A 13,612-nucleotide genomic window follows, 5' to 3' on the forward strand; every position below is an offset into this window, starting at 1 on the left:
GATAAACGTGACGAAAGGGCGAACGGCCGACCAGAGAGACGGGCGACGACGAGTGAGGTACTCGCGAATGCGAATGAGACCGCGGGCGGAATAGACCAGTGTGGTCATTCGAACGGACCCGCACTCGAGTGCGTCGCGAAGCCGAACGAGTCGGCCTTAGAGTTCCTCGATGCTGCCGTCGGCGTCTCGCTCGCGGAAAACTTGCCCTTCGAAGAGCGTGACGACGACGTCGTCGTCCTGCCAGGCACTCGGCGCGAGTTTGGCTTTGCGACACGTTCGGTCGAGGTACTCGCGTGCACTCCAGCCGTTTTCGACCGGCACGGTCGGGTAGAGCCACCCGCCCTCCCCGCCGTCGATGGCGACGCCGTGGGTGCCGAGTTCGAGGTCTGCGAGCGGGTCGTCGGTCAGGACGACGTTTCGAACGGCACAGACCGAAACGGTGAGATTCGGTAGTTCGGAGGGGGTTACTTCGGAGCCACAGGAATCCTCGCTCGCGGCTTCGATTGCCGCGTCGACGATGACGTGACCGAGTTGTTCACCCGAACGATACCCACCAGCACAGCCACGCAGGCTCCCCCGCCCGCGTGTGGACTCGAGACGAACGAACGCACCAGTTCGTTCGTAAAACGCCTCGCGCATGCTGCCCGGTTGTTCTCGTTGACCGTGTTGTACGAAAGATTCGACAGACTCGCGTGCGAGTTCGACTGCACGCGCCCCGTCTTCGTAGGAAAGGTCGACGCCCTGTCGCTGGGACATACAGATATACATGGGAATTGTGCTCCTAAAGCGCTTCCATTCGGCGCCGGTGAACTGCGGGCGAACCGACCGAGGGACTTATTCGGCCGACGGTCCTACAAACGGTGGGAGAGAGAGCCTGGCTGCCGCGGCGACTGGGTCGGCAACGATCCAGTTGTACAACGTGATGTGACTCCTCGAGTCGCATACCGCACACACCGTTGCCCGGCTCGTAGAGCCGCGTAACGCGCGCGAGGAAAGTCCCCCCACCTGTTCGGGCAGGTGACCGGATGCAAATCCGGAGCGGGAGACCGCTGGCTCTGGAACAGAAACGACACGTCTCGACCCGACCCATGATGCGTGCGAACCCGACCGAGAGGAAGGGGAGTTGACCCGCAGAGGAAGGGCGATTCGCGCGTCTTTGACGCGAGCGTCGCCGACAGGTGCGCGGCCACAGCCGCGAACCGCGTGTGGTCGCTTCGTTACACGGTTCGAACCCGTGGATCGCGTTCGACGCGATCGACCACACTCAGACGGTCGAGGATCGATGGAACGGCGAACCCTCACCGGTGCAAGTCCGTGCCGTGGTAGCCCGAACGCCCCGCGGCCTCGCCGCGGACGGCGCGGACGCTCAGCCGAATGCCGGGACGAACAGAAGGGGGCTTACTCCTCTCACCTACCTTTGACCCTCGAGTGACGACGCTTTGTTTCACTCGAGCGAGGCGGAGATCGTTGCTATCGCCGCGGATGTAGTGTCTTCGCTCACTCGAAGTCGTCGACGATTTCGGGCACGCAGCCGACGTCGGGTTTCGTGTAGTCACAGTGGTCGTCGACTTGCTCCGAAACGTCGACGTCGGTGTAGTTCTCCGGCGTCGAACCGCTATCGCTGGTGACCAGACCACCCTCACAGTCGCTACCGCCACAGCCCAGACCGCTCGAGAGCGACTGGATGTCATAGCCGTAGCAGACGCTGTCGTCGTTTTCGGAGTGGTAGTTGGCCACCGCGTCGGCACTGGTGGCGATACCGTAGGCGTATTCGCCGTCCGTACAGACCGAATCGTCGTCGACTGCTGCCCCGACCAGCGCGACATCGTCGACACTCTCCTCCTCACCGAGCGCCGCCAGCGTCTCGAGGCACACCCGACCGCCGAGGGAGTGGCCGACCAGTCGAACCGTCCCGTCTTCGAGGTCGATCCGATCGGACTCGAGCCACGACGCCAATCGCTGGCCGGCCGTCTCGGACTCGCTTTCGGCACCCCAGTAGTTCAGCGTGTCCGCCTCCCAGGACGCCGCGACGACGGACACGTCGAAGTCATTCTCCGCGAACGCCTCCTCGAGCGTGTACGCCTGATCGGTGCTGGTCTCGAGTCCGAGCCAGCCGTGGACGTGGATAACGAGGTCGTCGTCCTCCTCGAGATTCGACGCCGTCGGATTCGAACTCATCAGGTCGATTTCGGGGTACTCCGCGGGAGCCTCGAGCCAGTCGTCACAGCCCGAAAACGTTCCCGCTGCGGCAGTTCCCGTCGCGCCGGCAACTCCGGCCCCGGCGACGGCCGTCACTGCCGTCGTTCGGAGGACCCGCCGTCGACTCACGCGCCTCGAGTTGGCGTCGGTTTCGTGTGAATTTCTCCCCGCAGCAGTCTGCTTCCCGTCAGTGTCTCTCATAGGTTGGACAGGAGTGTCGAGCCTACCTCAGCGTCCCAGACGGGTCCGCTCCCTGCAGGCACATTCCGGTTGCTTGTGGAGGAGGGAACTCGCGGGGAGCACCTGCTACTCACTCGAGATGGGACATAGCGAAGTGTTCAATTAAAAGCGTCCTGACGGAGTCTCACGCGAACAAAGTGAGCGTGAGGCACGGAGCGTCAGAGACGCTCCGGAGATTTGAACTCGCCAAGACGGTTCGGGTCGCTCACTTCGTTTGCTTCCCGGGCTAGGACTTGTCTGCTCAAATCTCCGCACTGAAGTTTCGTCGACACAAGTCGCTCGCTAAGCCCGTGAGTTTGTGTCGACAGAAACGTCCTGACGGAGTCTCACGCGAACGAAATGAGCGTGAGGCACGTCAGGACCGAACGACGAAGCGAGTGCTGAACAACGTGAAGCACTCGCAAGGAGTGAGCGTCCTGACGGAGATTTGAACTCCGGTCCCTGGCTCCGCAAGCCAAGAGCCTCGTTATGGATACAACCACACTAAATGGCCGTATCAGGGGCTTTTGACTGTTTACCAGGTTGTTTTCGTCCGTGACAGTTCATAAATCGGACTGTGGGTATATAAAACCCATTGTATTGGAGTGGGACCAACGTACCATATTAGCTGCTACCAACTGGAAGGCGATATAATAAGTCAGAATGTACCGTTACTTCTTATCTGAGATTTCAGAGGCCAAATATTCTTTCGCTTTTGCCACCCATTCTTCACCGAATTTTCTCTGGTACATCGGTGATGCAACCCTTATACTTCCGTTTTGTAGAATGAATTCCCCACTCCGTTCTTCATCCGTAACTTCAAAGATTGAGGCATCTTCGTCAGGTATACTAATGATATTCGAGTTTTCAACAACACTGTGGTTCAATTCTCCTACTACTTCCGGCTTATCTGCTTCTTCTGTGCTGTCTAATTCATCTTCTCGGCTATCACTGAGCGCATCGTCATGGTTTCCTACGATTTCATCATGATTAGCTTTCTTATCTATGAGATCTTCACACATGGATGCTATTGCAAAGAACAGGAAATACGATATTCCCAAAGCGACAACAATGGAGGACAGTAGTCCTAATATTATGTTAACTGCGAACAAGACTGCTGAAATAATGGCACCGATGAACCAAATTCCAACTGATCCAAGTAGGAAGTTTTTGAAGTATGGGTTTACGAAGTCACTTTCCATTATTGTATTTCATTTTCATGACTGGTTTTGAGAATTGTAAGTGTTATTGCCGTATGGTTATTATCGAGTGTAAACCGCCTAAATTGATATGTCCCAATAATTATCTCCTATATGGATATGTCTCTAATCATGATTACAACAAATAAATATAAGTATTGATATAATCCAATTCAAATTAGATGATGTCTCGAGCAGTCATCAACCAAAACCTTACTGACCGTTGACAACAATGGGAGGCAAATTAGTTAGAACATTAAGCAATCTGACTGGCCACCGGCCAAGCGCAACTCACTCGCAAATTTTCGGGATTTTGAGAGCCATTTGTATAGATGTTTAAATATAGACAGGTAGAAAAAGAAGACAACTCCTCATTCTCGACTGGAAGGGGGAAACCAGTCTATCCCACTACAAGTGATCTCCTATCTTAACCAGCTTATTGGCAAGCTGATTCCTTGAGTGTTTCAGTAGAACTGGAAGTAGCTATAGTAACTACTGAGTGAGGTAATGAAAGTTATTGCTACGTGCATATTTCACTACACATATTGATGAATCATATGAAAGGTTTTATGATGATAGGAAACCTTTGATAGAGAGGACTGGTAATTCTATACCAACGGTCAGTTAGGAAACGTTACTTCTACTGCGCACGAATAACTCCATTTAACAACTTTAGAGTGCATATAACGTTTTCTAAGGCCTTCCCTATGGAAAAGATATTCTTGAGGATGAATTTATCGGCAATATTTACCAATCCAGTACGCCGTTAGATATGGTTAGAATAGATCTAATCTGTTCTAATATGATCTCTTATGGGATATTTATATGCCCGTGTATTACTTAGGGTGAGGCAGTATCCCCGGTGGTCGCTCACGCCGTTCGGGGATTCAAACCGGTTCTGATCGTGAGCTAAGCAAGTTCCCGTATTTGGTCAAGCAAATTAATCCACAGGGTTAGTTTGCTCGCTCCGCTGTGATGGATGGTGAGAGGCCATATCTGTAGGCAATGCCGGGGAATACAACCCGGAGTAGCTAATGAACAGGTGTGGTAAAACATCTCTTAGGTAGCGTCCCAAGCAAGAGCGGCTGAAGGGAACTGGCTTGGGGCGTTCTGCAACTTTGAAAAATTGTGGTATTGAATACCACAGTGGTCAGTAACAAAATATATGTTACAATAAATGTAGTAACGATACTTAATCAAACCTTCAAAAGACATACCTTAGCGACTGGAAGGGACCCTAATCCCATCACCTAACTATTTTCACTTCTATTCATTCAGTGTAAGAATTATATTACGGTTCCAATGGAAAGAGTAGATGAAACTCTCACCCCTTCCCGTCGCTAAAATACTCTGAATTGATTTCTATTGCAATTGTATCCTATTCAAAGTTAGAAGGGTTGCACACATTGTGACGAAGATTGGTAAGCAACCTACGTGGCACGAATTTCAATCACACTAATCAATGAGCGAGGGTCATACCTCGGATTCAGACGAAGGGCTTCATTGATCTGGTTGAGAGGAATACTGATGGGATTTATTTATCCGATCTGATTGGGATGGAAGTTCCTCATAAGAAGTTGGCGAAGAAATTCCTTTACTCACCAAATTCAATATTCTTCTAACAAGCTTTCTTTCTTCTCTTCAAATTCCCTATCTGTGATGATCTCTTCCTCCTTAAGGTCTTTAAGTTCACGGAGTTTTGTAGATATATCTGTGATTTGTTTCAGTTCATTACTCTCTTCTGGAACACTTTCTTTAGATCTAAGCGCGATTCTTTCGGTGTTTTTCTTCTTAGATAGTTTCTCATAGGCGACATTGCCAGCACCAAACGTCCACAGGCCGGTTGCTAATCCAGTTAATGTATGGCCACCAATAGTACCGCCACTTGTATTCTCCATCACTACACGCTCGTTCTTTTGATCTATCTCCGCGATCTCCCACCCTTCTGCTTGTCTATCTTCAACTTGTTCCCTTAACCCTGGATCACTTATTGATTCTAACCCTAATTTTTCTTCAGATTTAACGTCATCTACAAGCTTAGAAAACGATTTGACCACTTCTCGCTTAGAAGCTTCGTACCCACAGCTATCACAGTAGTAGTCAAATGGAGTGAAAATGCGTCCGTTAGCAAAATCAAAAACACTTTCTCTTGTTCGGTAAATTTTATCTTCAGAACACTCTGGGCAAGGCTTGAAAATATCGTGTTCACCAGGCTCACTCTCCAATTCAAACATACCCATAACTGATTCTTAAAGTCATTCTACTTAATACCTTTCAACATTTGTCATTTGAACGTTGGGAATAGTAGATGTATAATCAGCCCATTCGATTGAGGGCATCCCGTCGATCCTCGACAGGTGTTTGATCGTATCGTATTGTGGTTCTCTCTGACTTGTGGCGTAATTGGGCTTGTGCTGCTGCTAACCCTTCCTCTCTCGTCATATACGTACCGACACTGTGTCGAATCGTGTACCAGCTAACTTGCCGGTTTTCGGTTGGAATCTCTGCTATTTCAAACAGTTTCTCTAATACCTGCCGGAGAGAACTTGTCTGATAAGGGTTCCCAAAGCGTGTGAGCCATAGCTGATCCGTCCCTTCATACAAGTCGTACTGCTTTCGCTCTTCTAACCATCGGTCAAGGGCCTTTGCTGTTCTGTCCTGTAGCCCAACAGTCCAATGGCCCTCATTTTTTGAACTCTCTTCTTTGGGGATTCGTAGTACTGCGTTATCAATGTCAATCCATGTCGTCTTTGCTCGCTCGACTTCCACCGGGCGAAGTCCAGCATCAAGACTGACCCATACCATGCTCGGGAACTTCCAACTGTTTGCTCGCTTCCAGTCGTCGGGGGTTACATCGGACTTGTTCTTGCTGAACCGTTGAGCAAGGTACGCTTTCCACTTGTCACGATTAGCAGCTGTTAGGTCGCTATACGCAGGGATTGAACCGTATTCTAAGGCCGCTTCTCGTATCTTACCGCGTTCCTCACGGGTTAGGAAGTCACGAGGCTCGCTACTACCCGAAGGTTCTGTGAAGACAATATCCGGTTCCCACAATTCGCTATTTCGTTCGTGGTGTTTGTACTTGAACAAGCGTTTGATGGAACTTTGTGTATTATTCCGCGAATAGTCACTTTCGTCCCTTCGCGCCAACTCCTTCATGTAGTCGTTGGCATGGCTATGAGTGATTTCGGTCGTGTACCCCTTCCCGTCGTTCCAAGTCCACCGATAAAACTTGTCTAACCGGGCTGCGGTGTTTTTCACTGTTGCTTCCGCATACCCTTCGACCATATCCGGGTCTTTACCGAACACCAGCAACCACTCTACGAGCTTCTTTCGGTGGTCTTTGTAATCGAGTACCTGCCGGTCGTTTAACCACTCTCTCGAGGGTTCGGGAACCAGTTTGATACCGTCAGTGTCTACCATAGTTCCCACCCACAAGCTTCCGGCTTTGGAACGATAGACTGTCCCGTTTGGTTGATATTGGTGTGACAACTTCCGATAATCGCATGACGGAAGCCTATTCGACTATTCCGATTAACCGTATTGGCTATAGGCATGGCTTCTGTTCACCTTTAGCCACGGTTGAAAACTGCAGGACGGGCGTAGCCCGTTACGTCCTGACGGAGATTTGAACTCCGGTCCCTGGCTCCGCAAGCCAAGAGGATAGTCCACTACCCTACCAGGACTCATCTCTTCGTAACCGCGTGCACATTAAAGCCCTTTCGAAAGGGACCGGTCGCCGGCTGGCACTCTCGTGCACAGACGCCGCGTAAACGGGATTTCTCGAGGGGTTTCGTAACCCCCCTACGGAGCACTCGATACTGCCAGTATCGGAGATTCACTCCGGGCTGGCTCGCAGAGAAACGAAGCGTGCACTTGGACTCGAACAGGTTCCACCATATATTATACTCACTCACAGTCACAGAATTTAATTAATTATGGTGTTATATTTAGTATTCCAAGGTACTCGGAGGGAAGTGGAATGGGACCAAATGACAATCACGATGATGGACTGTCCCGTCGAACGGTGCTCGGCGGCATCGGCGGGACCGGAATCGCCTCACTGGCGGGACTACCGGCAGTGACGGCAGGCGCTGGCGACGGGCCGACGACCCTCGAGACGAGCACCCACACCCGGGAAACGTTTCGGTCGATCGTCGACGCGATCGTGCCCGAAACGCCGGGTCTTGCCGACGAACTCGGGTCCGAACACGGACCAGGGGGACTCGACGTCGACCTCGAGGAGTTCCTCATCTGGAACTACAATAATTCGGAGGAGTTGCGAGCTGAGGGACTCTCGTGGCTCGTCGCGTCGGCGCTGAGCATCGACGTCGACGAGAGCGACCTCGAGGAAATTCTCGAGGACGTTCGTGACGATCATTCGACGATCGAGGGGTATCGAGTCCGACAGGCCGGGTTGACGGACGTCGACACGGTATTCGGCTCGCTCCGCGGCCTCGAGATCGACGTCGACCGACCCGGCAACGAGGGGACAGTCGACGTCGAGTACGCGATTACGACGACCGAGGAGACCGTCGACGGCGAGTCGGTGACCTTCCCTTATGCACCAGTATTTGCAGCGATTTTCGACCTCGTCGCACTCGAGTTCGTCGCCCGCGGCGAGCCCGAAGACGACGTCGAAGCGCGCTCGGCGTTCGACGGTGGCGGGGCGTTCGTCCGGCTCTCCCCACGGGATCGACTGCGCTGTCTCGAGTGGCTCTTCGGCGGCGAGCCAGTCGAGGCGCTCGAGGAGGAACTGGCCGAATTGATCGCCGCACCCGAAACGATGCCGGACGTGGTCATGACGCTGCAAATTCTCACCGTGATGGGCTACTACAGCGAGTGGGCTGGCTACGGCGAGACGAAGACTGACCCGCCGACTGAACGCGACCTCGAGACACCGATCGACGAGGTCCAGAGTCGCCAGCAGACGAACTATCCCGGACTCGAGCCGGGATACGCGGCGTACCGGGGCGTCGAAGTGAGCGAATTCCAGGAAAACGACTACTAACAGACACGACACTCATGACAGAAAATCCAGACGTTATCGTGATCGGCGCAGGCGGCGACGGACCGGCACTCGCGTGGCGACTCGGCGACCTCGGTATCGACACGCTCGTGCTCGAGGCGGGGCCGTGGCACGGCAACGAACAGTGGGAGAACCCACACGAAGCGGCGGGCGGGACCGAGAGCAGTGATCCGAACGATTTGAGCGGCGAGTTGCTCGACGAGCAGTTCGATCTGCGCGAAAACGCGACGAACGACTCCAATGGCGGGCGATTCCGATTCGGCCCTGCGAACCGCGACCGGCCGGAGTGGGATCGTTCGACGGCGGACCCGATGTATATCTCTCAGATCGCGGGCGTCGGCGGAACGACGTTGCACTACTTCGGGAATCACCCGCGGGCGTATCCCTACGCCTTCGAGGAGCAAGATCACTGGCCAATCGACTACGAAGAACTGGTGCCGTACTACCAGCAAAACGAGGACATCTGCGACGTGCACCCCGCCCCGACGACGGCCAAAGAGCGGGTCTTCTACGAGGGGGCAGCAAACGCTGGCCTCGAGTTGATCGATCAGCTAAATGTCGTCGACGCTGGCTATCGCCCACAGCCGAATGCAGTCACGCCGCCGGACGAAACCATGCAGGATCCGGACTACGACGGGCCGTTCACCTATCCCGACGTCGAGGGAGACACCCTCGCGGGCGACCACTACCAGGGTGCGCCGACGCCACTCGAGGCACCCGTCTCGGAAAAGTCTCGAAAATCGAGCAACGTGAGCTACGTCCCGCGGGCGCTCGAGACCGGCAACGTGACGATTCGGCCCAACACGTTCGTCACGAACGTCACGACCGATTCGGCGGGGTGGGCTGGCGACCCCGAGGCGACCGGCGTCGAGTACCGGGATACGTGGACTGGCGAAACCGGCGAGATCGAAGCCGACGTGGTCGTGATGGCAGCAGGCTGTATCGAGACGCCGCGTCTGTGGCTCAACGCCGACCTGCCGGACAACGGAAAGGTCGGGACGGGCCTGACGACGCACTGGTTCGACTTCGTCACCGGCGTCTTCGACGAGGAGACGCTCGAGGAGGTCACCGGCCAGCGAACGATCGACCCATTCGTCGGCCACAACGCAGCCGCGCGCTACGACGAACCGGGTGTCGGCTGTTTCGAGATGGTCGGCGGGACGCCGGGCATCGCGAGCTTCCAGAACTACGGGTTCAGTCGGGCAGGGTACGCCTTCGACGTCGACGTGGACGCAGACGCGCCGTGGGACAGCCGCGGTTGGGTCACCGGCGAAGACCTCAAAGCGCGAATGGCCGACTATCGGCGGTCACTGTCGATTCTAATTATCACGGACGATCTGCCGCGCGAAGACAACGGCGTCAGCGTCGACGAGGATGCGGCCGACGAGCACGGACCGGTCGCCGACGTGACGTGGGAGCCACATCCGGACGACGACGAGAAACGCGACCAACTCGCAGAAACCGCGGCGGAACTCCTGCAATCCGCCGGCGCGAGTCACGTTCACCGGGCAGACGCACCACCGCTCTTGCTCCACCTACAGAGTTCGATGCGGATGGGCGAAGTCGTCGACGAGAACTGCGAGGCGTACGACGTCGACCGACTCTTCGTCGGCGACCACAGCGCCATGGCCAACGGCCTCGGTGGCCCGAATCCGACGAACACGGGACAGGCGCTGGCGCTCCGAACGGCGGAGCAAATCGAATCACTGTACTTCTGACGACCCCTTCTTTCGTTCGGAGTTGGTATGCGCTGAGATTTATATATGGTCACGCGGCCAACGATGGTATGCAGTCTCGCTCGAGGTCACTCGAGAGACCGATCACAGCCAGTTCACTCGACCGGCCGATGGTTCGACAGACGGGTGCTGACAGCCACGTCAGCGCGCTCAGTAGTGGCGGTTCGATACGACGAATGAACAACGCTTATGCGCGGCCTACTCATGCACGAACATAGAATGAGCGACATCGAGGGCGTGTACGAAGACCTCGAGGCCGACGTCTCCCTCGAGGAGTTTCGCGAGGCCGTCGAGGCGAAAGTCGAGCAGATGGGGGGACTCGCGGACGAGGAGACGGCGGCGATGCTCGTCGCTCACGAAGTCGGCGAGAGCGAGGTCGGCGGCATCGCCGACATCGAACCCGGGATGGAGGAAGCGAAGTTCGTCGCCAAAGTCATCAGCATCGGCGAGGTTCGGACGTTCGAACGCGACGGTGAGGACGAGGACGGTCGCGTCGTCAACGTCGAAGTCGCGGACGAGACCGGCTCCGTGCGAGCCGCGTTCTGGGACGAGCACGCCGAGGCCGCCATCGGAGAACTCGAGGAAGGACAGGTACTCCGAATCAAGGGGCGACCGAAGGAAGGCTACAGCGGCGTCGAGGTCAGCGTCGACGATGTCGAACCCGATCCGGACACCGAAATCGGTGACGTACAGGTCGCCGATACCCACACCGTCGAGGCGCTCTCGCTTGGCCTCTCGAACGTCAATCTCGTCGGCGTCGTCCTCGACACCGGCAGCGTTCGCACGTTCGACCGCGACGACGGCTCCGAGGGGAAGGTCTCGAATCTCGTCCTCGGCGACTCGACGGGGCGGGTGCGCGTGACGTTGTGGGACGAACAAGCCGAGACGGCGACGGAGATCGACCCCAGTACCACCGTCGAGGTCGTCGACGGCTACGTCAAGGATCGAGACGGGAACCTCGAACTCCACGTCGGCAACCGCGGCGCGGTCGAAGAAATCGACGAAGAAGTGGAGTACGTTCCAGAGAGTACGCCGATCGAAGCGATCGAAATCGACCAGACGGTGGATATCGCCGGCGTCGTCCGCTCGGCAGATCCAAAACGAACCTTCGACCGTGACGATGGCTCCGAAGGACAGGTTCGGAATATTCGGGTCCAGGACGCGACCGACGACATCCGCGTCGCGATGTGGGGCGAGAAAGCCGACATCGACATCGGCCCCGGCGACGAAGTCGCCCTCGGCGACGTCGATATCCAAGACGGGTGGCAAGACGACCTCGAGGCCTCCGCTGGCTGGCAGTCGACGGTCACGGTACTCGAGTCCGATTCGGAGACGACGTCCGCGGAGAGCGAAGACGACGGAGGAGACGAAAATGCTGGACTGTCGGCGTTCAGCGGCGACGGTGACGACGACACCGAGGGAGCCAATGCGACCGATGCGGGTTCAGATACCGATGGCTCGAGTGACGATTCCGCTGGGAGCGACGAACCGGACGCAGGAGAAGAAATCGAGTTCACCGGCGTCGTCGTTCAGGCTGGAAGTCCGGTCGTCCTCGACGACGGCGAGACGACGATGAGCGTCGAGACCGACACCGACGTGGGCCTCGGCGAGGAGATAACCGCCAGAGGCGTCGTCCGAGACGGAACGCTCGAGGCAAACGACGTGTTCTGATGTCCCGAGGAACCTCCTCGAGCACTTAGGAAAAGCGTTAAGGGCGTTTGCTTCGCCTATCATGATATGAACGTCGAACTCCCGTTCGCCCCGGTTGATACCATCATCCGGCGGAATGCGGGCGAACTTCGGGTGAGTGCCGACGCGTCGAGGGAACTTGCAACGCGGATCCAAGAGCACGGCAGTGAACTCGCGATCGACGCTGCCGAGCACGCGACCCGTGACGGGCGCAAGACGCTGATGGCAGAGGACTTCGGCGTCGAGCGGGTCGTCGACAAGACCGACCTCGAGTTGCCAGTCGCTCCCGTCGACCGAATCGCCAGAATCGATATCGACGATCGGTATCGCGTTTCGATGGACGCCCGCGTCGCCCTCGCGGATATTCTCGAAGACTACGCGGACAACGTGGCACGAGCAGCCACGATCCTCGCTCACCACGCCGACCGACGTACGATCACTGAAGACGACATCGAGACGTACTTCTCGCTGTTCGAGTGAGATGCAATTCGGCTACAGCGAGACTTGTCTCGCACACGATCCCGGTTCGCGCCACCCGGAGACGCCGGACCGGCTACGAGCGATTCGAGAAGGACTGAAGAAAAAACACGGTGTCGAGTACGTCGAAGCAAAGCCCTGTGATATCGATCGCATGGCTGCCGTCCACGACCGGGACTATCTCGAGTCAGTTGAGGAGTTCTGTGCCGATGGCGGTGGCAACTGGGACCCGGATACGACTGCCGTCGAAGAAACGTGGGATGCAGTCTGTCACAGTTCCGGCCTCGCCTGTTGGGCGGTCGAAGCCGCACTCGAGGGAGCAACCGGCCGTGAGACGCCGTTTTCGATCGGCCGACCGCCGGGTCATCACGCCGTGTTCGACGACGCGATGGGCTTTTGCTTCGTCAACAACGTCGCGGTCGCCGCCCAGCACGCGCTCGATTCGGACGAGTACGACGTGGAGCGAGTTGCGATCGTCGACTGGGACGTCCATCACGGCAACGGCACGCAGGACATTTTCTACGACCGAGAGGATGTCTTCTTCGTCTCGATTCACGAACAGGGGCTGTATCCAGGAACGGGCGACATCGACGAGACCGGCAAGGGCGATGGCACGGGAACGACGATGAACGTCCCGATGCCTGCGGGAACGGGCGACCGAGAGTATCTTACGGCGGTCGAGGGGCCTGTTCGTCACGCGTTGACGGCGTACGATCCCGACCTCCTCCTCGTCAGTGCGGGCTTCGATGCCCACCGCCACGACCCCATCTCTCGTGTTCGCCTCTCGACGGAAGCCTACGCGCTGCTGTCCGACCGCCTCCGAACGCTTGCCGACGACACCGACGCCGCGTTCGCGTTCATCCTCGAGGGCGGGTACGGACTGGACGTCCTCGCCGACAGCGTCTCCATCGTTCACGAAACGTTCGACGGCCGCGAGCCGATCGAACCCGACTCGACGTGCGGCGAGAAGGCTCGATCGGTACTCGAGGACGTAATCGATGTCCACGGACTGGAGTTAGATCTCGAAGTGGGCGAGTAGATCGGCGGAGGAATCGCGCGAGTGA

General features: G+C 56.4%; 10 protein-coding genes, 1 tRNA gene and 1 other RNA gene. 6 read left to right on the top strand and 6 right to left on the bottom strand.

The features are described 5' to 3' along the window. Window positions 1-156: 156 nt before the first annotated feature. Complete coding sequence (locus BLW62_RS06105) at window positions 157-756, bottom strand: TIGR00296 family protein (RefSeq protein ID WP_076580259.1); 600 nt, start codon at window positions 754-756, stop codon at window positions 157-159. 206 nt (window positions 757-962) lie between these two features. Here BLW62_RS06105 and rnpB point away from each other — a divergent pair. Then, window positions 963-1,413, top strand: an RNA gene (gene rnpB, locus BLW62_RS06110) — RNase P RNA component. A gap of 84 nt (window positions 1,414-1,497) precedes the next feature. On the opposite strand, the gene BLW62_RS06115 is transcribed toward rnpB, so the two are convergent. From BLW62_RS06115 to BLW62_RS06135, 5 genes are all read right to left on the bottom strand, one after another. Next, window positions 1,498-2,400 carry a lipase family alpha/beta hydrolase gene (locus BLW62_RS06115; RefSeq protein ID WP_139305381.1) on the bottom strand — a complete coding sequence of 301 codons (903 nt, stop codon included), beginning with the start codon at window positions 2,398-2,400 and terminating at the stop codon, window positions 1,498-1,500. Between the two features lie 689 nt (window positions 2,401-3,089). Then, window positions 3,090-3,620: a hypothetical protein gene (locus tag BLW62_RS06120; protein WP_090506107.1), complete on the bottom strand. Its 531-nt coding sequence runs from the start codon at window positions 3,618-3,620 to the stop codon at window positions 3,090-3,092. Window positions 3,621-5,224: 1,604 nt separating this feature from the next. Continuing rightward, complete coding sequence (locus BLW62_RS06125; RefSeq protein WP_139305382.1) at window positions 5,225-5,857, bottom strand: DUF8108 domain-containing protein; 633 nt, start codon at window positions 5,855-5,857, stop codon at window positions 5,225-5,227. Between the two features lie 76 nt (window positions 5,858-5,933). Next, window positions 5,934-7,040: a tyrosine-type recombinase/integrase gene (locus BLW62_RS06130; protein ID WP_090506111.1), complete on the bottom strand. Its 1,107-nt coding sequence runs from the start codon at window positions 7,038-7,040 to the stop codon at window positions 5,934-5,936. Between the two features lie 190 nt (window positions 7,041-7,230). Continuing rightward, window positions 7,231-7,303: transfer RNA gene (locus BLW62_RS06135), tRNA-Arg, on the bottom strand. 296 nt (window positions 7,304-7,599) lie between these two features. Between BLW62_RS06135 and BLW62_RS06140 the strand changes: the two genes are divergently transcribed. The 5 genes from BLW62_RS06140 to BLW62_RS06160 all read left to right on the top strand — a co-directional run bounded on the left by BLW62_RS06140 (window position 7,600) and on the right by BLW62_RS06160 (window position 13,587). Beyond that, on the top strand, window positions 7,600-8,628 hold the full coding sequence (locus BLW62_RS06140; RefSeq protein ID WP_139305383.1) for a hypothetical protein: 1,029 nt from the start codon (window positions 7,600-7,602) through the stop codon (window positions 8,626-8,628). Window positions 8,629-8,642: 14 nt separating this feature from the next. After that, entirely contained in the window at window positions 8,643-10,364 is a 1,722-nt protein-coding gene (locus BLW62_RS06145; RefSeq protein ID WP_090506115.1) for a GMC oxidoreductase, read from the top strand. Between the two features lie 237 nt (window positions 10,365-10,601). Further along, window positions 10,602-12,053 carry a single-stranded DNA binding protein gene (locus tag BLW62_RS06150; RefSeq protein WP_090506445.1) on the top strand — a complete coding sequence of 484 codons (1,452 nt, stop codon included), beginning with the start codon at window positions 10,602-10,604 and terminating at the stop codon, window positions 12,051-12,053. Between the two features lie 66 nt (window positions 12,054-12,119). Further along, on the top strand, window positions 12,120-12,551 hold the full coding sequence (locus BLW62_RS06155; RefSeq protein ID WP_090506117.1) for a histone family protein: 432 nt from the start codon (window positions 12,120-12,122) through the stop codon (window positions 12,549-12,551). A 1-nt stretch (window position 12,552) separates the two neighbouring features. Then, window positions 12,553-13,587: a histone deacetylase family protein gene (locus tag BLW62_RS06160; RefSeq protein ID WP_090506119.1), complete on the top strand. Its 1,035-nt coding sequence runs from the start codon at window positions 12,553-12,555 to the stop codon at window positions 13,585-13,587. Window positions 13,588-13,612: the final 25 nt, after the last annotated feature.

The organism is Natronorubrum sediminis, from assembly GCF_900108095.1.
GTDB classification, from domain to species: Archaea; Halobacteriota; Halobacteria; order Halobacteriales; family Natrialbaceae; genus Natronorubrum; species Natronorubrum sediminis.